Annotated in this window: 20 protein-coding genes; 12 read left to right on the top strand and 8 right to left on the bottom strand. The window is 36.2% G+C overall.

The window, feature by feature from the left end:
* Positions 1–43 precede the first annotated feature (43 nt).
* On the bottom strand, positions 44–601 hold the full coding sequence (locus A6M55_RS00900) for a TetR/AcrR family transcriptional regulator (protein WP_064196163.1): 558 nt from the start codon (positions 599–601) through the stop codon (positions 44–46).
* 80 nt (positions 602–681) lie between these two features.
* Positions 682–1,527: an SGNH/GDSL hydrolase family protein gene (locus tag A6M55_RS00895; RefSeq protein ID WP_064196162.1), complete on the bottom strand. Its 846-nt coding sequence runs from the start codon at positions 1,525–1,527 to the stop codon at positions 682–684.
* Positions 1,528–1,723: 196 nt separating this feature from the next.
* On the opposite strand from A6M55_RS00895, the gene A6M55_RS00890 reads away from it, so the two are divergent.
* Positions 1,724–3,637 carry a sensor histidine kinase KdpD gene (locus tag A6M55_RS00890; RefSeq protein WP_064196164.1) on the top strand — a complete coding sequence of 638 codons (1,914 nt, stop codon included), beginning with the start codon at positions 1,724–1,726 and terminating at the stop codon, positions 3,635–3,637.
* Between the two features lie 57 nt (positions 3,638–3,694).
* Positions 3,695–4,378: a response regulator transcription factor gene (locus tag A6M55_RS00885; protein WP_064196161.1), complete on the top strand. Its 684-nt coding sequence runs from the start codon at positions 3,695–3,697 to the stop codon at positions 4,376–4,378.
* A 156-nt stretch (positions 4,379–4,534) separates the two neighbouring features.
* On the opposite strand, the gene A6M55_RS00880 is transcribed toward A6M55_RS00885, so the two are convergent.
* Together A6M55_RS00880 and A6M55_RS00875 are read right to left on the bottom strand one after the other, a co-directional pair.
* Positions 4,535–5,005, bottom strand: coding sequence for a DUF4293 domain-containing protein (locus A6M55_RS00880; RefSeq protein ID WP_015029175.1), 471 nt, complete (start codon positions 5,003–5,005; stop codon positions 4,535–4,537).
* Between the two features lie 70 nt (positions 5,006–5,075).
* On the bottom strand, positions 5,076–5,579 hold the full coding sequence (locus A6M55_RS00875) for a cupin domain-containing protein (protein ID WP_064196160.1): 504 nt from the start codon (positions 5,577–5,579) through the stop codon (positions 5,076–5,078).
* A gap of 172 nt (positions 5,580–5,751) precedes the next feature.
* On the opposite strand from A6M55_RS00875, the gene gldG reads away from it, so the two are divergent.
* The 4 genes from gldG to A6M55_RS00855 all read left to right on the top strand — a co-directional run bounded on the left by gldG (position 5,752) and on the right by A6M55_RS00855 (position 11,945).
* Positions 5,752–7,422: a gliding motility-associated ABC transporter substrate-binding protein GldG gene (gene gldG / locus A6M55_RS00870; protein ID WP_064196159.1), complete on the top strand. Its 1,671-nt coding sequence runs from the start codon at positions 5,752–5,754 to the stop codon at positions 7,420–7,422.
* Positions 7,423–7,827: 405 nt separating this feature from the next.
* Complete coding sequence (locus A6M55_RS00865) at positions 7,828–8,751, top strand: AraC family transcriptional regulator (protein WP_015029172.1); 924 nt, start codon at positions 7,828–7,830, stop codon at positions 8,749–8,751.
* Between the two features lie 168 nt (positions 8,752–8,919).
* Positions 8,920–9,984, top strand: coding sequence for an LD-carboxypeptidase (locus tag A6M55_RS00860; RefSeq protein WP_064196158.1), 1,065 nt, complete (start codon positions 8,920–8,922; stop codon positions 9,982–9,984).
* On the top strand, positions 9,981–11,945 hold the full coding sequence (locus A6M55_RS00855) for a sugar phosphate isomerase/epimerase (protein WP_064196157.1): 1,965 nt from the start codon (positions 9,981–9,983) through the stop codon (positions 11,943–11,945). The genes A6M55_RS00860 and A6M55_RS00855 overlap by 4 nt, the downstream gene beginning before the upstream one ends.
* Here A6M55_RS00855 and A6M55_RS00850 read toward each other — a convergent pair whose 3' ends face one another.
* Positions 11,946–13,094 carry an exo-alpha-sialidase gene (locus A6M55_RS00850; protein ID WP_064196156.1) on the bottom strand — a complete coding sequence of 383 codons (1,149 nt, stop codon included), beginning with the start codon at positions 13,092–13,094 and terminating at the stop codon, positions 11,946–11,948. It lies immediately after the preceding gene.
* A gap of 128 nt (positions 13,095–13,222) precedes the next feature.
* Here A6M55_RS00850 and A6M55_RS00845 point away from each other — a divergent pair, with 128 nt between their 5' ends.
* Positions 13,223–13,618: a thioesterase family protein gene (locus A6M55_RS00845; protein WP_064196155.1), complete on the top strand. Its 396-nt coding sequence runs from the start codon at positions 13,223–13,225 to the stop codon at positions 13,616–13,618.
* 108 nt (positions 13,619–13,726) lie between these two features.
* Positions 13,727–14,683: a signal recognition particle-docking protein FtsY gene (gene ftsY, locus A6M55_RS00840; protein ID WP_064196154.1), complete on the top strand. Its 957-nt coding sequence runs from the start codon at positions 13,727–13,729 to the stop codon at positions 14,681–14,683.
* A 54-nt stretch (positions 14,684–14,737) separates the two neighbouring features.
* Here ftsY and A6M55_RS00835 read toward each other — a convergent pair whose 3' ends face one another.
* Positions 14,738–15,940 carry a PAS domain-containing sensor histidine kinase gene (locus tag A6M55_RS00835; RefSeq protein ID WP_015029166.1) on the bottom strand — a complete coding sequence of 401 codons (1,203 nt, stop codon included), beginning with the start codon at positions 15,938–15,940 and terminating at the stop codon, positions 14,738–14,740.
* Between the two features lie 330 nt (positions 15,941–16,270).
* Here A6M55_RS00835 and hemA point away from each other — a divergent pair, with 330 nt between their 5' ends.
* Positions 16,271–17,527 carry a glutamyl-tRNA reductase gene (gene hemA, locus A6M55_RS00830; RefSeq protein ID WP_064196153.1) on the top strand — a complete coding sequence of 419 codons (1,257 nt, stop codon included), beginning with the start codon at positions 16,271–16,273 and terminating at the stop codon, positions 17,525–17,527.
* A gap of 140 nt (positions 17,528–17,667) precedes the next feature.
* Here the strand turns inward: hemA and A6M55_RS00825 are convergent, their stop codons facing one another.
* Together A6M55_RS00825 and A6M55_RS00820 are read right to left on the bottom strand one after the other, a co-directional pair.
* Positions 17,668–18,057: a putative toxin-antitoxin system toxin component, PIN family gene (locus A6M55_RS00825; protein WP_064196152.1), complete on the bottom strand. Its 390-nt coding sequence runs from the start codon at positions 18,055–18,057 to the stop codon at positions 17,668–17,670.
* The gene (locus A6M55_RS00820; protein ID WP_064196151.1) at positions 18,054–18,272 is read right to left on the bottom strand and encodes a hypothetical protein; all 219 of its coding nucleotides are present in this window, start codon (positions 18,270–18,272) and stop codon (positions 18,054–18,056) included. The genes A6M55_RS00825 and A6M55_RS00820 overlap by 4 nt, the downstream gene beginning before the upstream one ends.
* Positions 18,273–18,513: 241 nt before the next feature.
* Between A6M55_RS00820 and A6M55_RS00815 the strand changes: the two genes are divergently transcribed.
* The 3 genes from A6M55_RS00815 to A6M55_RS00805 all read left to right on the top strand — a co-directional run bounded on the left by A6M55_RS00815 (position 18,514) and on the right by A6M55_RS00805 (position 19,715).
* Positions 18,514–18,708 (top strand): hypothetical protein, encoded by a 195-nt coding sequence (locus A6M55_RS00815; RefSeq protein ID WP_064196150.1) that lies wholly within the window; start codon positions 18,514–18,516, stop codon positions 18,706–18,708.
* 337 nt (positions 18,709–19,045) lie between these two features.
* Positions 19,046–19,354, top strand: coding sequence for a type II toxin-antitoxin system HigB family toxin (locus A6M55_RS00810; protein WP_064196149.1), 309 nt, complete (start codon positions 19,046–19,048; stop codon positions 19,352–19,354).
* A gap of 4 nt (positions 19,355–19,358) precedes the next feature.
* Positions 19,359–19,715, top strand: a complete 357-nt coding sequence (locus A6M55_RS00805) for a type II toxin-antitoxin system HigA family antitoxin (RefSeq protein WP_064196148.1) — start codon at positions 19,359–19,361, stop codon at positions 19,713–19,715.
* The last annotated feature ends 30 nt before the right edge of the window (positions 19,716–19,745 follow it).

The following is a 19,745-nucleotide window of genomic DNA, read 5'->3' as shown; positions in this document are numbered from 1 at the left end:
CTCAATTCTCAATTCTCAATTCTCAATTCTCAATTCTCAATTCTCAATTCAATTTCATCATTGTTCGGGCAAAAGTATCGTATAGAAATTGTTTATCGCCGTAAAGTTTCGTAAACATCGTAGCTCCCTCAAATTCCATGATGGTTTGTTGAGCTAATCTAAATGATTGTTCTGGACTTTTTTTATTGACAAAAATTGTTTGTAAAGCCTTGGTCCAATCGTCCATAATTATTCGGAGAACGGGCTGAAATTCAGGTACAACACCCACAGTTTCGAGCGTTGTATTACCAATTAGGCAGCCACCTTCTTTTTCCAAAAGCAATTTTCCCATCTTTTTCAAGAGCTTTTCCATCCTTTCTTCGGGAGATAAAGCTTCATCTTGAGCAATCGGGAAAATTTTTTCCATTAACAAGCGATGAATCGACTCCAGCAAATCTTTCATGAGCATTTCCTTACTCGGAAAATGATAATAAAGACTTCCTTTCAATAAACCACAGGCTTCAGCAAGGTCTTGCATAGAGGTATTATGATACCCTTTCACCCGAAAAACATCGGCCGATTTTAGCAATATTTCTTCTCTTGTAATTTTTTGAATTGGCATTTTACTTCTCTTCTAAGCTTAATTTCAAACAAATATAAAAACGATTTTTTATTTACCAAACGATTGGTAGAATAAATCTTTTAATTTTTTAAGATAAATTCTTTTACCAAATCACGAATCATACCGCCTGCGATAGAGTTTTGATGAAGATTATCAGGTGTTAATTGAAAACCATGCTTAGCTGTAACGTAATCCCAAGATTTTCCGAAAATGTAATGCCAAATAACCGAGTAATTGAGTAAGGTATAGGTCTCTTCAAAAGTATGTTTCAAAGGCTGAGGATTGTTTTCTAAAAAAGCCTTTTGTTTTTCGCGTAGAGGTAAATACAATAAGTTTTCATCACTGGCTAATTGTTTAATAAATTCGCTGTATTTATCAGCTCGTAAATTTGCCTTATGTGCAAGGTCTTCGCCCATCACAGGCAGCGACATCACCGCAATTTTAGCCGAAGTTTTTTGCTTTAGAATCTGAATAATTTGTTGATAATTTGCCTTAAAATCTTCAAAGTTTGGAGAAATATCTTTTCCAATTCTACCTAATTGTTGGTAGCGTTTTTCCATTTTTATGTTCATTGTGGCATTTACATCATTTGTCCCTATCAAAATCGTAATAAAATCTGGCTTCGCGGCAATCACATCGGATATTCTTCGGAGCAATGTGTAAGTCAAATCTGAGTTAACTCCTGCATTAAACACCCAATAATCATCGAGTTCCGAACGCAAATCATTTACCCAGTTGTAACTCACATTTCCATGTGTATTACTATCACCAAAACAAACTAAGGTCTTTTTATTGGAGTCAATTTTTTGTAGATTGGCTGCATTCGGGTAGTTTTCTGGAATATGCTTCGAAACTTTCTGGTATAACCAAAAATAGATAAGCAACAAAGCTAAAACTAAACAAACAATGGTATAAATGGCTATCATTTTATATTGGGTTTATCTTGTAAGACTCATAGTAAATAGTAAATTTAGTAAATTGTTTGGTGTTAAAAAGTGTTAAATAAAGCATAATTTAGTTTTTAAGACGTTAAATTCGTGGAATAATAAAAATTAGCGGTTTGCAGTGAATTAAATAGTTGTAATCTGCCAATTGAATTTTAATAATTGCGAAAATCGAGGTATGAATTTCCGAAATATCATCATAGTAATGCTATTGGCCATGTTAGGCCTCATCGCCTTTCAATGGTATTGGATAGAAAACGCCATTTCTGTAAAGAAAGAGCAGTTTGACCGAGATGTAAACGATGCTTTGTTGGCAACAGTGCAAAAAATCGAAAAACAAGAGGTTATATTCTTGGCCAATCAGCAAATGAAGGCTCAAGAACAACAAAAACTTTTGGCCATTACACAACACAAAGCTGCTAAGAAAAGAAGACCTAAAGCTGTTGTGCAAGATGCATCTACTCAAAATCAGACCGAAGAAATAGTTGTAAATGTCGAAAATCTTAATCCAAGCCGTGAAAACCCCAAAGTAATATTAATGCCACAAGGCATGAACACCCACACGATTACGATGGCTCCCTCGGATATTTTTTTGGCAGAACCAACATTTGAGATTCCTGAGCGACAAATGGGTTTAATTAAGGAGATGCTTGAAGAACAAAACTTGGCTTGGGAAGAACTTACTCAACCCACTCGTTCATTATTGATGCGTCAGCGAAGTGTAGAAGATTTGGTTAGTGAAATCAACCGACAGGTCATTTTTATGAGTAGAAATCGCCGACACCGAGAGCCCAAAAACCTACAATTTCAAGTAGAAAATCAACGCGGTGTGGTTACTTACAAATATTACTTTAATAGTGGCCAAGTAGGCGATTCTTTGAATGTTTCAAAACAAATGGCCAATAAAGTTGACCGTCCTATTGAAATGAAGAAAAAGAGTGAAGAAAAAATCTTCCAAACAAATTTCGATAGAACAAAAAATAAGGCAGAACTGGTAAAAAATGTTTTGACCGATGTGATTCATGGTACAAGAAACATTTACGAACGCCTCGACCGCCAATCGCTTGATACGCTACTTAAGAAAGAATTACGTAGCAGGGGTATCACGATTCCATATCAGCATGGCGTGAAGAATGGTTCAAACATGATTTTTTCATCATTTGCCGTTAATTACACGCCTGAGTTGATAAAAAAAGCGTATAAAGTTTTGCTTTTCCCAAATGACCTCCAGCCTCATAATCATTTTCTGTATGTATATTTCCCTGATACACAGAGCTTTATACTTCGAAATATGTGGTCGGTTTTCTTGAGTTCAGCACTTTTACTTTTGGCTGTTGGTGGAATTTTTTATAGTTCAATTAGCACAATGATGAAGCAGAAAAAACTGGCAGATATTAAAAACGACTTCATCAATAATATGACCCATGAGTTCAAAACGCCAATTTCTACTATTTCTTTGGCGGTTGAAGTAATGAAAGATAGTGATGTAAAGAAAGATGCGGGAAAAATGAACCGTTATCTGAATATCATTCAAGATGAAAATCGTAGGCTGGGCACGCAAGTAGAGAAAGTATTACAAATGGCCTTACTTGATAAAGGAGAAGTAAAACTTCGAATGGGCGAGGTTGATGTTCACGAAACCATCGAACAAGTTTTGACTAATCTAAGCGTGCAGATTGAACAGAAAAATGGCATTGTAAACCTTGAGCTCGAAGCCGAAAACTCAGAAATTATCGCCGATGAAGTTCATTTGACCAATATCATTTATAATTTACTTGATAATGCCAATAAATATTCGCCAGAAAACCCAGTAATCACGATTCGCACAGAAAATGTGGGTAACTTATTGAAAGTGAGCATTGCCGATAAAGGAATCGGTATGAGCAAAGACCAAGTTGCCAGAATATTTGAGCGTTTTTATCGCGTACCAACTGGTAACTTACACGATGTAAAAGGTTTTGGTTTGGGGCTTAGTTATGTAAAGAAAATGGTAGAATTACATAATGGGCAAATCTTTGTTGAAAGTAAATTAGGTGAAGGAAGTAAGTTTGAAATTTTGTTCAATCCTAATCCATCGGTTGGAAAGGCTTAGTTTGCAATTCCTCATCAAACATTCATTAAATTTTAAAAGATTTTATTTGAAAATACTATGGCAAAAATCCTTTTAACAGAAGATGACCCTAATTTGGGAATGCTCCTGCAAGAATACCTTCAAGCAAAAGGTTTTTCGACTGATTTAGCCAAAAATGGCGAAGAAGGGCTAAAATTTTTCTTAGAAAAAGGTGGATACGATATGTGTATCCTTGATGTAATGATGCCAAAAAAAGATGGGTTTTCGTTGGCTAAAGAAATACGAATGAAGGATAAAGAAATTCCAGTAATTTTTCTGACGGCCAAATCTATGAAAGAAGATACCATTCAAGGATTCAAAGCAGGTGCCGACGATTATATTACGAAACCTTTTAGCATGGAAGAGCTATTAATGCGAATGAAAGCTATTTTGCGTAGGGTTAATAAAAGTGAACCAGAAAACCAAACACAGAACTTCAAGATTGGAGCCTATGAGTTTGATGCTCAGACCAATAGCTTAAGTATCAATAATAACCACAATAAACTTACCACCAAAGAATCTGAATTGTTGAAATTGCTTTGTCAAAATAAAAATCAGTCGGTTAGTAGAAGTTTTGCCTTAAAACTTATTTGGGGTGATGATAGCTATTTCAATGCCCGCAGTATGGATGTTTATATTACAAAACTAAGAAAACATCTTCGTGAAGACCCTTCGCTTCAAATCATGAATATGCACGGCGAAGGTTTTAAATTGATTTGTTAACGTGGGTTCGAGATTATATATTTATTTTCTACCGATATGAAGCCCCTCAGTGGCAAATAATAGCTATAATTTGCTACAACGAATAATCAATGCTTCGTAAAGCAAAAGGAGGTTAGTAACAAACTAGCCTCCTTTTACTTTTATCTATTTCAAAAATTATCTCATTCTATCGGCATCTCTAACCTTTTTCTCATCATTTCTGATAAGTCGATTCGCTACCCAATTGAGTGCTAAGGCCAAAAATGCTCCCCAGAAGCTAATACCAAACTCTCCTTGATTTTCTGGTGAGAAAAGTTTGTTGGCATCCATCTGAATATGATAAACAGTTGTACCCAATAAAGCGGCTCCTACCAATGAATTGAGCGAAACCAATAACATTTGACGTACACGATTTTTATATTGGAAAATCGTAAAAATTGAAAGTCCTGCCGAAAGTACAGCCAAAACAGCTAAATAATAAACAGGCGTGTTTTTCACAATTGAGCCTGCTTTTACATAAGAAAGTGTATAAGCATTGAGTGAAATTTCTTCTGTACCTACGGTTTTGTGCCAAGTTTGTGTTCCTAAAAACACAATCATACAAATGGCAACAATTAATAATAACAATGATTGCGGGCGTTGTAACATTTTGATTAAATTTTAAAAATTGTACGCAAAAGTACGTAATTCTATCATTCATTAATTCTCTCAATCAGAATTATTCGTGGCTGAGCATTTCAATTACAGACTTATGCTGCGGAAATTCAGCTAAAAGTACCGCTCGATTAGGCATTTCAAAATCGGCAAAATCAAATCCTGGGGCTACCGTACAACCAACCAAAGCATAAGAATTTTCTACGGCTGGTTTACTACCAAACCACACGCCAGCAGGCACTACCGCTTGAAAAACTTCGCCTTTTTCTGGATTATTACCTAAGCGAATCACTTGCATAATTCCCTCATTATCAATATAATAAATATTCAAGGCATCGCCCGCATAGAAATGCCACATTTCATCCGACTGAATTCTATGAAAGGCTGAAAAATGGTGACTTTCCAACAAAAAATAAATACCTGTGCTGTAATTTCTATCACCCGAAAAACGTTTAGGTAAAGAATTTGCGGTAATTACTTCGGAAGAACGGTAGGTCTCCACAAAAAAACCACCTTCGGGGTGGGCTTGCATCTGTAATTTTTCGACCCAATATTTTGCAGGAAACATATAAAAAGCAACAATTAAGGAATGAATGTTATATTTTTGCACAAAACTACTGAAAGTTGCTTGCTTTTGGCTATTCGCAATTAGCTTTTAACAAAAACATTAGACTATTTTCAGTAGAAGTTTGCCCCTAGAATTATTAATTTTTAGTTAGTCGCTAAAAGCAATATAATTAATGAAAAACAAATTAGTTGTAGCCTTACTCATCATTGGCGGAATCGTATTATTAAACATTGCCGCATCATTTTTTTTCTTTCGCCTTGACCTGACCGAAGAAAAACGTTATTCTCTTTCTAATGCTACGCAAAGCTTACTGGAAGGTTTGGCCGAAAAAGACACAGCCGATGTTTTTGTTAAAGTATATTTAGATGGCGATGAACTTCCCGGAGGATTTGAGCGATTGAAACGTGCGGTCTCGGAAACACTCGAAGAGTTTAAGGTTTATGGCGGTACCAAGATTAACTATACTTTTATTAACCCAAACTCAGAAACCGACCCAAAAAAACGTGAAGAATTTTACATGCAATTGGCTCAAAAGGGCATGACTCCTACACGTATTGTTGATACTAAAAATGGACGTCAGGTAGAAACCATTATTTTTCCTTACGCCCTCGTATCTTCGGGTAAGTTTGAGTTGCCAGTTTTACTACTAAAAGGTACACAAGGCAAAACTGCCGAAGAAAAACTCAATCAATCTTATGAAAATGTAGAATATGAATTAGCTACTGCAATACGAAAATTAACACAAACTGACCGCAAAAAAATTGGCCTTTTGGCCGAGTTTACGAAGCTCAAACCACTTAATTTCTCCGACTTAATTGCCTCTTTACAAGAACGTTACGATTTATTTATCATCAACTCTAAGCAATCCTCTACTTTCGAAGGGCTCGATGCAATTATTTTGCCTAAACCTGATATGCCCGTAGATGATAGCACAAAATACAAAATCGACCAGTTCATTATGGGCGGTGGCCGTGCCTTATTTTTTGTTGATGGCTTGAAGGTAGATTCAGTAGGTTTAGAAGGAAATTATGCCCAACCACTTGATTTGAATCTTACAGATTTGCTATTCAAATACGGTGTTCGTATCAATAATAACATCGTGAAAGATGGAGCAAGCTGTGCGGTTATTCCGTTGGTAGTTGGAGAATTAGGCGATCGACCAAATATTCAACCTGTTCCTTATCGTTATTTTCCACTTATAAATAATTTTGGAAAAAGCCTCATTACCAACAACATAGACTTAGTTTATAGTCGTTATGTAGCTTCAATGGATACTGTAAGGGCTGATGGTGTGACCAAAGTTCCTTTGCTCATGACTAGCCCATACACAAAAGTACTCAATGCCCCTGCATTTATTACATTCAATGACGCACGCACCGATACCGACCAAGCGGAATATAAAGGAGGCGTAAAAACGATTGCTTATTTATTGGAAGGGAAGTTTCAATCGCTTTATAAAAATCAAATCATCGACCCTAAAGCTACAGGTTTTAAGGCTGAAAGCGAGCCAACGAAAATCATAATTTGCTCTGATGGCGACCTAATTGTCAATGAAGTGAGTCAGAAAACAGGTAATCCATTGCCTTTAGGCTATGACAAAGCAACACAACATACTTTTGGCAATAAAGATTTTGTGCTAAACGCCATTGACTATTTGATTGATGAAAATGGGGTAATTAAAGCCCGTGGTAAGGAAGTAAAACTTCGTCCGCTTGATAAACTTCGTACACGTGATGAGCGAACTTTTTGGCAAATTTTAAATATTGGGTTGCCCGTAGGTTTAGTTATAGTGTTTGGATTTGTATTACAGTGGCTTCGCCGAAAAAACTACGGAAGCGTTTAATTCAAGTATAACTCATTGATTATAAGTTTAAAATAAACAGTTATTAAAAATAATTTTTAGTCAAAAATACTTAATTATTTTCTTGAAAACGTACAAATTTACTAAGGTTAAATTATAATAAAACACATAAAACGTTGTAAAAAAAAAGGCTCTTTTTGAGCCTTTTTTTGTGTAAAATAGCGGAATTTTACCAAACAAGACAATATATTACTATTAAAATAAGTTTATTAGAAATTAGATTTTTTTTAGAAAAAAGCACTTATATTTGCATAAGTGTATGACGAAAGGAACATTTTAGTTTTTTTCTATGTTTAAAAAAAATATTGAAATTATTGGTTTTGTACAATATTTGTTAATACATTGCACTTATAATTCTAAGCAAAACAGAAAATTATTCTTTCTCCTATGGAAGACTACAATAAAATAATCGAATCTCTTGGCGTAAAATTTGCCAAAGCACGCCACATTAGAATCTTACAAACAATTAAGATAAAAAACGTTTATGACGTTGAAAACACCATTTTGGTTTTATATAATGGTGAAGTTAAACTCGATGGCAATGAAGAAAAAGTAGAGCCAGGTGATTTGCTTTTCATTCCGGGAGGAAAGGCCGCTACACTTACTTATGGAAGTGGTGAGCCAAAAAATATCTCGTATGAAGAGTTTATGACTCGCCGTGAAAGCTACTGGGAAACCATGACTGACCCTTCGACAATCGGCCAAGTACCTAATTCTTTTGGATTGGTAGCTTTCGAAGCAAAAGTTTTCGACTCGGTAAACTTCTTTACTTCGCTTGACATTCCACCGTTTTTCATCAAAGCACACAGCAAATTAGGCTCTTTAATTTATGACATATTGAAAGAAGATTGTTCTGATGAAGCTGGCCGTGGCCGTGTAATTAAAAATAAAACCGAAGAGATTGTTATCGAAATCGTACGTCACATCTTAAGAAACCGTATGTTTGTTGAGCAATTAGCCACCAACAGTACGTATTTCAAAGACCCTCGTTTGATTGACATTTTTACGTATATCAAAAACTCACTTCCTGGCGATTTGTCTAATAAGCAATTAGCAAACGTTGCCAACGTATCAGAAGATTATGTTGGTCAATATTTCAAAATGCTTACAGGTATCAATCCACAAGATTATATCGAATACCAACGCATGGAAGCAGCCGTTACCCTTCTTCGAACAACGAAGAAAAGTATTCGTGCCATTGGCCACGAGGTTGGTTATAAAGATACGGCATACTTCTGTCGCCGTTTCAAGATGATGTTCGGTATTCCTGCCGGAAAAATGCGTAGAAGAGAATCTCTCATGATTGGCTAAAAGCCTCCGTTGTCGCAATTAATACTTCATATAATTAGAGCCGCTCGTTTCAGTCGAGCGGCTTTTTTTGTAAAATAACTAATCAATCAATTTCTTGAGTAATTTTTGATAAATCACCGAAAAGTCTTGTAAATTCGTTTTTGAGAAAATACCAAAACAACACTCCAGATGTCATTGACAAACCCTAAACCAAATACTCGTAGAAATTTCCTAAGCACTACATTTTTAGCTGCATTTGGAGCTTCCAACCTAAAATTCCATTCGCTAGACAGTAATCTGACGACAATCAAACCAGCTGCTCTAAAAAAAGGAGACACCATTGGCTTGGTTTGCCCTGCTTATTCAGCTTTTATAAAGGAAGAAGTAACAGTAGCGGTGGAAAGTCTGCAAGCGATGGGGTTTAAAGTTTTAATTGGAAAGCACGTATTCGACCGCTACGGTAATCTAGCTGGAAAAGACCAAGACCGAGCCGAAGACATCAACGAAATGTTTGCCAATAAACAAGTAAATGCCATTATGGCCATGCACGGAGGCTGGGGAAGTGCTCGAATTTTACCACTTCTTAACTATGATTTAATAAAAAATAATCCAAAAATACTCATTGGATACAGCGACATAACTGCCTTATTGGTAGGTATTTATGCACAAACAGGCCTTGCAACATTTCATGGCCCAGTTGGCTCTTCAACTTGGAATAGCTTTACAGTTGATTATTTCAAAAATACTTTGATTGATGGCAATGCCACAAAAATGGTCAACCCAATTAAGAAAAACGATACACTTGTACAAACTGACGACCGAATTTATACCATTTATTCGGGTAAAGCTTCTGGAAAACTTATTGGAGGAAATCTTACCGTACTTTCGCATATTTTGGGCTCAAAATTTGTTCCAGACTTCAAAAATGCCATTCTCTTCATAGAAGATATACAAGAGGATACATATCGAGTTGACCGAATGATTACCCAACTAAAGCTCGCAGGTATTTTAAATAATATTTCGGGCTTTGTTTTTGGAAAATGCACTGATTGTCCACCCTCTAAAAATTACGGTTCACTTACGCTCGAAGACATTTTCGAAGACCATATCAAGCCTCTCAAAATTCCTGCTTTTTCTGGCTCGATGATTGGGCATATTAAAGATAAATTCACAGTACCAATTGGTATAGAAGCAACTATTGATGCCGATGAAGGAAGTATTAAACTTAAAGAACCAGCAGTTATTATTAAATGAAAACTAAAATTATCACACTCTTTAGCTTATTAGGCGTTTTTACAACAAAAGCACAAAATTGGCAGCATATTTCAAGCGAAGATGGTACGCTCCCGCTTTCATGGAAAAATACCCAACAAACCGCTTCTTTGGCATTTGATATCGACAAAGATGGGATTGATGAGTTTGTTGTATGTGGGCGTGGTCAAGGTACTTCAATCATATATTTCAAATTCGACCGTGCTATTGGATGGAGAGAATTTGCTATTGATAAAGAACAAATTCCGCTTGAAGCGAGTGGAACTGCTTATGATATTGACCAAGATGGTGATTTAGACCTCATTTTTGGTGGAGACACGCAAAGTAATAAAATTTGGTGGTGGGAGAACCCCGCACCTTTTTATAATCCTAATGTGCCATGGCATAGATTCGAACTCAAGACAGAGGGAGAAAATCAAAATACCGACCTTGTTTTCGGCGATTTCAAGCAAATTGGTAAAGCCCAGTTGGCATTTTGGAGCCAAGGTGGCAAGCAATTGGTGATAGCTACCGCTCCCGAGGAAGTCACTGGAAAATGGAGTTTCGAAACTATTTACACTTCCACTCAAAACAATAGTGGTAGTGCTGTTGCCGATGTTGATGGCGATGGAAACAAAGATTTGGTGGCAGGAAATATGTGGTTTAAGTATGTTGATGGGAAGTTTAAACCAACCAAAGTAACAGAAGTAACTGGTCGAGTAGTGGCCGCCAAGTTTAAAGTTGGAAAGAAAATGCAATTATTATATGCTCCGGGTAGTAAAAATGGAGCGTTGATGCTCTATGAATGTAATGGAAGTGCCGAAGTATCAAGCAATTGGAAGGGAAAAGATTTAATCGGGAGAGAACTTACTCACGCCCAAACACTTGAGGTAGTTGATTATAATGATGATGGAAATTTAGATATTTTCTGTGCTGAGATGGTGAAATGGGATGAAAAATCTGAAAACCTTAATGCAGAAGCTTTCATTCTCTTAGGCGATGGAAAAGGAAATTTCACGAAAACTATTTTTCAAAAAGGGGTTGATTTTCATGAAGCTCGCATGAGCGATATTGATGGTGATGGCGATTTTGATATACTTTCAAAATCTTATCTCTGGAAAACTCCACGCATTGAAATGTGGCTTCAAAATGGTACGGGCGAACGTATCCCTAACATCGGCAAAATTCTAGGAGACCGCATTGGTTTGGAACTATATAGTTTAAGAGACTATTTTAAAACCGATATAGTAGGTACATTGGCTTATGTAAAAAGTTTAGGAATCACAGATGTAGAAGTAGCTGGAACTTATGGCATGAAAACCGAGGCCTTTAAGGCAGAACTAGATAAAGTCGGACTGAAACCTTACAGCACGCTGCTCGATTATAATTTATTCCGCGATAGCCTCAGTAAAGTTGTTGCTACTTGCAAAGCTTTGGGTATCAAATACGCAGGTTGTGCTTGGATTCCGCACATTAGCAATAAATTCGGGAAAGAAGATGCAGATAAAGCTATTAAAGTTTTCAATAAAGCAGGTGAAGCTTTGGCAAAGGAAGGTATTAAATTCTACTACCATTGTCACGGTTATGAATTTAAACCTACCGAAGATGGTACGCTTTTCGATTATATTGTGAAACAAACCAACCCCGAAAATGTAAGTTTCGAATGTGATGTGTATTGGGCCTTTCATGGCGGGCAGGACCCAGCCTTACTGCTCAAAAAGCACAAAGGGCGTTTCTTGGCATTACATTTAAAAGATATGAAATACGGCCAAGAAACTGGTGAATTATCGGGAGGTACACCACTAACTTCTGATGTTGCTATCGGAACGGGGCAGCTAGATTTTCGCAAAATTCTTAGAGCGGCTATTCAAACAGGTGTTAAGTTTTATTATATCGAAGATGAAAATGAGGTCGTTAAAGAGCACTTACCTGTTTCTTTGCGTTATTTAAAAAACCTCAAATAATTACCTCCACTTGATACTTTCAAATACAATTTGGCCGTAATTACTTTTTTCATAAAGTACCCCTATCTCATTTTTATTGAGTTTAACGATGTCGGAGTAAGCTGCATAGTCGTTTACTTTGACATCGTTGCTTTTTGCCACAACCTTTACTACTTGCCATGTTTTTCCTTCATCATAACTAATCCTAAGGGTTAGATTATCTCTCTTTTGAGTATCGGCAGCATTACAAAAAGCTAAAATATGCTTCTTTTTTTCTACCCCTAACGATAAAATCGCACCTTCACACACTGGGTCAGGCAATTTTTCATCGAAATAAGTTTGGCTCCAAGTTTCTCCACCATTCTCACTAATAGCTACAATTCTCTGACGAATATCGCCTTTTTGGTTTCTCATATTCATCATCAATCTATTACCTGATATCTCGGTGGCTGTGGCTTCATTACTACCTGCAATACTTATATTTTCGCTAAGTTTAAATGTTTTTCCGTGGTCATCCGTAAAAAAACCATGTGCCGTATAATCCGTAAACTCTTTTTGTGGTTCTCCTGCCGAATGATTGGCTGCCACGTAAATTCTACCCCTATACTTGCCGTACTGAAACTGCATGGCATGCCCCGGTGTATTGGCATACGAACGCCAATCTTCCTGAAAATTATAATTCTTATTTACGTTTGTTTGCTTTGGTCGGTGCACTTGTGTGGTGATATTTACACCTTCACTCCAAGTTATTCCTCCATCGCTCGAAGTTTTATACCAAACTTCACGCAAACCCTCGCCCTTTCGAACCTCATTCTCATGGTTATTGCCAGTATTGTAAAACAAAAACAAACGCCCTTTCGGAAAAGCGGGGTCTGAATGATCAAAAACTGGGGCAGGGTTTCCAGCTTGAAGCGAATCATAATCAACAATGGTGCTCATACTACTCCAAGTTTTCCCATTATCTGAGCTCCTTTTCATCACGATGTTTATATCGCCAAAATCACCACTTCCTTGCACGCGTCCTTCAGCAAAAGCTAATAGATTTCCATTAGGTAAACTAATAATCGCAGGAATCCTGTATGATTTATGCCCTTCTGTACCTGAAATAAAAACAGAATTTTGAGCTAATAATTGAGAAAAAGCTAAGCAAAGAATTATAGTTCGTAACATACTTTAAATGATTTGTTGACCCAGAGCCCTAAAATTAATCAAAATCTATGGCACATACTTGCCGAATTTCTTGTTTAATGATTAAATAAGTACTTTTGATAAAATTTCACCATCCATAAGTCTGGTTCATGCCTCATATTTTTTATTTACCCATCAAAGTTGTTGCAGAAGATATCGACGAACTCAATCACGTTAATAATATTGTTTATCTTAGATACGTTCAAGATGCTGCCGTTGGCCATTGGAAAACTGTACCTGAAGAAATAGCTTCGCAAATAATATGGGTAGCTCGCCGCCACGAGATTGATTACCTAAAACCTGCCTTCATGGGTGATGAATTAGTGGTCAAAACTTGGGTTGATAATTTTGTTGGAGTAAAGAGTCTCCGACACTGTGAAATCATGCGTGGAGATGAGGTTTTAGCTCGTTCGGTTACGCATTGGATTTCGCTTGATGCCCAAACTTTTCGCCCCAAACGCATTACAGAAGAGATTGTGAAGCAGTTTTTCCCTGATACCGAATAAAAGATAATTCAAAAAATCTCCGATTTTCTAATAAAATACCCCTATTTTTGTCGAAAAAAGGTGTATTGCTCAATCATTCACCAATAACAGTTAACCAATAATTGCCCCATGGGACTTTTTGATTTTTTTAGCAAGGATAAAAAAGAAACGCTTGACAAAGGCTTAGAGAAAACAAAAACCAGCATTTTTGACAAAATCTCGCGAGTAATTGTCGGAAAATCGAAGGTGGATGAAGAGGTGCTCGATGAGTTGGAAGAAATTCTAATAAGCTCTGATGTGGGTGTAGATACAACCGTCAAGATTATTCGCCGAATCGAAGCTCGTGTCGAGCGAGATAAATATACTAATATTCAAGAATTAGACCGCATTCTAAAAGAAGAGGTTGCTGCACTTTTAGCCGAAAATAATTCGCAAGACGTAAAAGATAGTTTTGAAACCGAACATTTACCAAAACCTTACGTATTGATGGTGGTAGGTGTGAATGGTGTAGGAAAAACAACTACTATTGGAAAATTAGCTCATCAATTTAATAAAAGAGGTAAGAAGGTAGTTTTAGGAGCAGCCGATACTTTCAGAGCTGCAGCCGTTGACCAACTCAAACTTTGGGGCGAACGTGTTGGAGTAACAGTAATCGACCATGGAATGAACACCGACCCATCTTCGGTGGCTTTTGACGCTGTAAAAAAAGGCATGGAGTTGGAAGCAGATGTAATTATTATTGATACTGCGGGGCGTTTACATACAAAGATAAACCTAATGAATGAATTAGGTAAAATTAAGCGTGTGATTCAGAAATTCTTGCCCGAAGCTCCGCACGAAGTAATGCTTGTTTTAGATGGAAGTACTGGCCAAAACGCTGTAATTCAAGCGAGAGAGTTTACGAAAGTAACCGAAATTACTTCATTAGCCATTACTAAACTCGATGGAACTGCCAAAGGTGGTGTTGTGATTGGTATTTCTGATGAATTTAAGATTCCAGTAAAATATATTGGCGTAGGCGAAAGAATGGACGATTTACAGGTTTTCAATAAAATGGAGTTCGTTGATTCTCTGTTTAAAAAATAAATTTAACCATGAATATAATAGCCACGATAACAAAATTATCGTGGCTATTATATTTTACACTGTATCAAGCACAATTCTAAAGGTAGTTCCTTTATCAACTTGTGTTTCTTTCACGAAGAGTTTTCCATCGTGATAGTTTTCAATGATTCTTTTTGCCAAAGTTAGCCCTAATCCCCAACCACGTTTTTTAGTACTAAAACCAGGCTTAAACACTTTCCGAATATTGGTCTTCGAAATTCCTTTTCCAGTATCTCTTACATCAATGGCAATTTTTCTCCTTCCAGCGTGCGTAAGAGTTACATACAAATCACCTACCCCACCCATGGCATCTACGGCATTTTTGCAGAGGTTTTCTACTACCCACTCCAGCAAATGTTTATTCAAGCTTACTTGCACTTCATCCGAAATCTGACTATCAAAATGAACCTTTATTTTAGTAGAAATTCTACGCTCAAGATAATGTAAGGTTTGATAAATCAATGGTGAAATTTGCTCTTCGCTCATTTGAGGTACTGAACCAATATTTGAAAAACGAGTTGTAATAGTCTCCAAACGTTTGACATCCTTTTCCATTTCATCGCCAATCGTTGCATCAAAGCTTGGGTCTGAGCGAAGCACCTCCACCCAAGCCATTAAAGCTGAAATAGGTGTGCCTAACTGATGTGCCGTTTCTTTAGCCAAACCAACCCAAACTCTATTTTGCTCAGCTTTACGTGAAGAACTATAGGCGATAAACGCCAAAGAACCAAAAATCAGAAAAGTACCCAATAAAATATACGGAAAATAACGTAACTGCTTGGCTAAAACAGAATTACTGTAGTAAAGTGAAACTTTATCTTTTCCTATCGAAAACTCAATTGGTTGATGTTCATTACCCATTTCAGAAATTTTTGTGTATAAAATCCTTTCTTGCTCTTTAGGCTTCCATGTACGGGTAGAGTCTTTGAATTCTGGAATATTGATATTGGCAATCGGCACACCATTTTGGACAACAATAGCAGGCACAGTTTCGTTGGCTTCCAATACTTCTTGTACGAACGTGTAATCACAGGTACTTTCTACACTCATTTCGACGAAAAACTTAATCCCTGCCGCATACAAAAGCACGTATTTTTTTTCTCGTTCTTCTACCTCTTTTCCTAATTGATTAAAATAATAAAGTACACCAACACCAATGCTCATCAAAACAGCAATAGCCACAAACCTCCAACCGGTGATTTGCTCATAAATATTTACAAAAACCTCTCTTTTCGCCATAAAAAACTATTTATTACCTTATCTTATTTAATAACGCATTTATTTTACTAATGCTGTATGCTACAAGATTGTTTAGAATTATTCTAAATTACTTATTCTAAACTCTTTTCTCATATAAAAGAAAACTTTTTACTTAAAATCGACGTAAATAATTTTACAAATGGCCTGATTTTTAGTTGTCTATAATTTGTTCTCAGTTTTGTATTTTTCTTAGTTATGAGCAAAATAAACGCTTAAATAATTTAGAATAATTCTAAATTATAAAAACTGACAGAAATCATATCAGTTATAAAAAATCTGACCGTAAATTTGCAAACTATTTTAGAGATAATGCACGGACTATTTAAAGCAATAACGATTTCGCATAAAAAAGCCTCTTTAGAATTAAGAGGTCAAATTGCACTTAACGAAGAGGAATCAAAGGCATTGATGCTTAAGATTCGTGAGGCGTTTGATGTTTCGGAAGTGCTTGTGCTTTCTACTTGCAATCGTACTGAGGTATATTACGTTTCGGAAAATAATTTAGGTGAAGAAATTATTCGCCTAATTGCCAGCCAAAAGATACTTGTTTCGAGTGAGATTTTACCATTTTTTGAGATAATTTCAGAGCACAACGAAGCGGTTAGATACCTTTTCGAAGTAGCAATGGGCTTGCACTCGCAAGTTGTTGGCGATTTGCAGATTCCTAATCAAGTTAAGCACGCATATCAATGGGCTGCCGATGTTCAGATGGCTGGACCGTTCTTACACCGACTCTTACACACTATTTTCTTTACTAATAAAAAAGTTGTTCAAGAAACTTCATTCCGCGATGGAGCGGCTTCCACTTCCTATGCAGCAGTTGAGGTAATGGAAAGTTTCTTGCCACTACTCAATAATCCGAAGGTTTTGGTTGTTGGTTTGGGTGAAATCGGTGAAGATGTATGTCGTACTTTGGCTGATAAAGGCTACAAAAATATTACGCTTACGAATCGTACGAAGGCAAAAGCTGAAGCATTAGCAAGTCAGTTGGGCTTTGAAGTAGCAGATTATCAAGATGTAAATAATAATATTCTTGAATCTGATATCGTCATATCATCAGTTCGTTGTGAAAGCCCAATCATCACGAAAGAAACATTAAAAGATAAAACACTTGCTGTCAAATACTTAATCGACTTATCAGTGCCTAATAGCATTGCCAACGATATCGAAGAAGTAGCGGGTATAGTAGCTTATAATCTTGATGAAATTCAAACTCGTGCCAATGAGGCTCTCCAACGCCGCATGGATTCTATTCCACAGGTTATGGATATTATTGGTGATGCAATCGCAGAATTTAATAACTGGTCGCAAGAGATGATTGTCTCGCCAACGATTCAGAAATTAAAAGGAGCATTGGAGCAAATCAGAAAAGAAGAAATGGCTCGTTATGTGAAAGAGTTATCGGCAGAAGAAGCAGAGAAAGTAGAGAAAATCACTTCGAGTATGATGCAAAAAATCATTAAATTACCAGTAATTCAGTTAAAAGCCGCTTGTAAACGTGGCGAAGCTGAAACACTGATCGATGTGTTGAATGATTTATTTAATTTAGAAAAACAGACGGTATAAATTGTAGGACAGGTTTGCAACCTGTCAACCATTGAAGTTTAAAAAGACAGGTTACAAACCTGTCCTACAAAATAAAAAAAGGCGTAGTTTCTCATCGAAATTACGCCTTTTTTGTGGTTTAAATTAAATTTTAAAATCCACTATTTACAAAATGTAATTGGAGGGAATTTAATCTCAGAAAGTATATTATAATGTTTATCATTTGTAATAATAATAATATCAGCACTTGAAGCAACATAGGCATCTACAAACTTATCATCATCTGAGTCTTGATTGATTAATAGCCAATTGAACGAAATTGGATTAACTTTTACTACATTCGGTAAATCAATAAACACTTTTATGATATTCTCAGCATATTCGGGTGAATAAAAACGGGCTAATTGTTCTTCATACTCCAGTAAAATTTCAGTACTTATTACCAATTCAACCTCATCCGCTAAAATTGCATCAAATATCCATCGAAAAGGAGATTTCTTAGGAACGGAAACCAACAAACAATTTGTATCAAGAATAATTCTTTGCTTCATTTCTTCAAATCTTTTTCTAAGATTTCAAGCATTTTGGCTTCATCATACCCCTTTTCTTCCCAAAAATTATCCATGAGTGCATCGGCTTTTTGGGCATAAAATCTTGCTGTAAGTTGCTGTAACTCATAGGTCTCTTGGTCATTTATTGGCTTTTCGCTAAAAAAACGTAATAAATGCACTTGTATCGGACTTAATTTCTGTGCAGCACTCACCATAAAATTTCTGTTTTGATACACAAATATATAAAAACCAACCTAAAATCATTATTTATAGTGTTCTTTGGGCTTCTTCGATGGCGGCTTTTGGGCTTTCTACATCAACTTTTTCTATCCCAAATACATTATCCCGTATGGATTTTATATCGGCGACCGACGCTCGGTAGCTAATCGTAAACCCCGATAAACATCATGCTGTAGGTATGAAACATTGTGTTAGCTGTTGTATTATACCCAAAGAGTGAAGCATTGTCAATTTCAATCCTTAACTTTAAAAATAGTAGGTGTTTCTGAATTAGGAGTAATTGTAGGCTTTTTAATTTTCAAAATGATTGGCATTGGAAAATCTACTCCTGCTAAAACTGCTTCACTTGAGGCTAAAATTGGCAAAAACTCAATGCACTTTTTGTTGCTTCTGAACAAGCGTACTCTATAACTTCCCTATCTCGTTGATTTATAAGTCGATGTACTACAAATGTACCAAATTGGCTCAAAACTCCTTGTGAAATATCCCTCGGCATTTGAGTAGCAAGTACAAGAAAAAGATCTTGTTTTCAACATTCTTTTGCTATTTTTTCAAAAGCGTTGAGTTCAACTTCTCAAGAATATTTATCTTTTTATTTAAAAACTGGTGTGCCTTATTAAAATTAATTTATGATTACAAATTGAGACTTAAGCTTTAAAACAAATATACCAAAATCACAAATAAAAGAAAAATCTTTTGGTTCTCTAAAAGTAAACCTATAAATTTGTTCTCTATCAGAAAACTTTTTATGTTCAATATCATCACAAGAAAAACATTATTGGCCTATTGTAAAAAATATCCAAAGGCATCGAATGCATTGTTAGCATGGTATTACGAACTAATTGAGGCTGATTTCCAAAGTTTTCAAGACCTAAAGACTGTTTACTCAAACGCAAGTTTGGTCGGAGATGATAGAGTAGTTTTTAACATTATGGGAAATCATTTTCGTTTGGTAGTTCGTATTGTTTTTACCTACAAAGCCATACAAATCAAGTGGTTTGGTACTCATGCTGAATATGATAAAATAGATGTTTCAACTGTAAAATACAAAGATTAAGACCATGACTCTAAAACCAATCAAAACCGACCAAGAGTATGAAACAATGCTCGAATGGATAGATACTCAATTCGATTTATCGCCAGATATAGATAGCCCCGTGGGAGAACAATTACAAATTGCGTTACTCTTAGTCAAGGCTTATGAAGATATACATCACCCAATTCCAACACCCGACCCGATTGAAGCTGTGAAGCTAAAGATGGAGGAAAAGGGTTTACTAAACAAAGATTTGGTTAGTTGGATTGGCAGTAAAGGCTATGTTTCGGCATTGCTCAATAAAAAGAAACCTTTAACGCTTAAACTGGCTAAGATTTTTCATCAACAGTTGGGTATCCCTGCTGAGGTTCTATTGTCGTGATATTCTGAAAACTTACGGTAGATTCACATT

Source organism: Emticicia sp. MM, assembly GCF_001649495.1.
The sequence above is the reverse complement of the archived record's forward strand: the minus strand, read 5'-3'. Positions and strand labels throughout refer to the sequence as shown.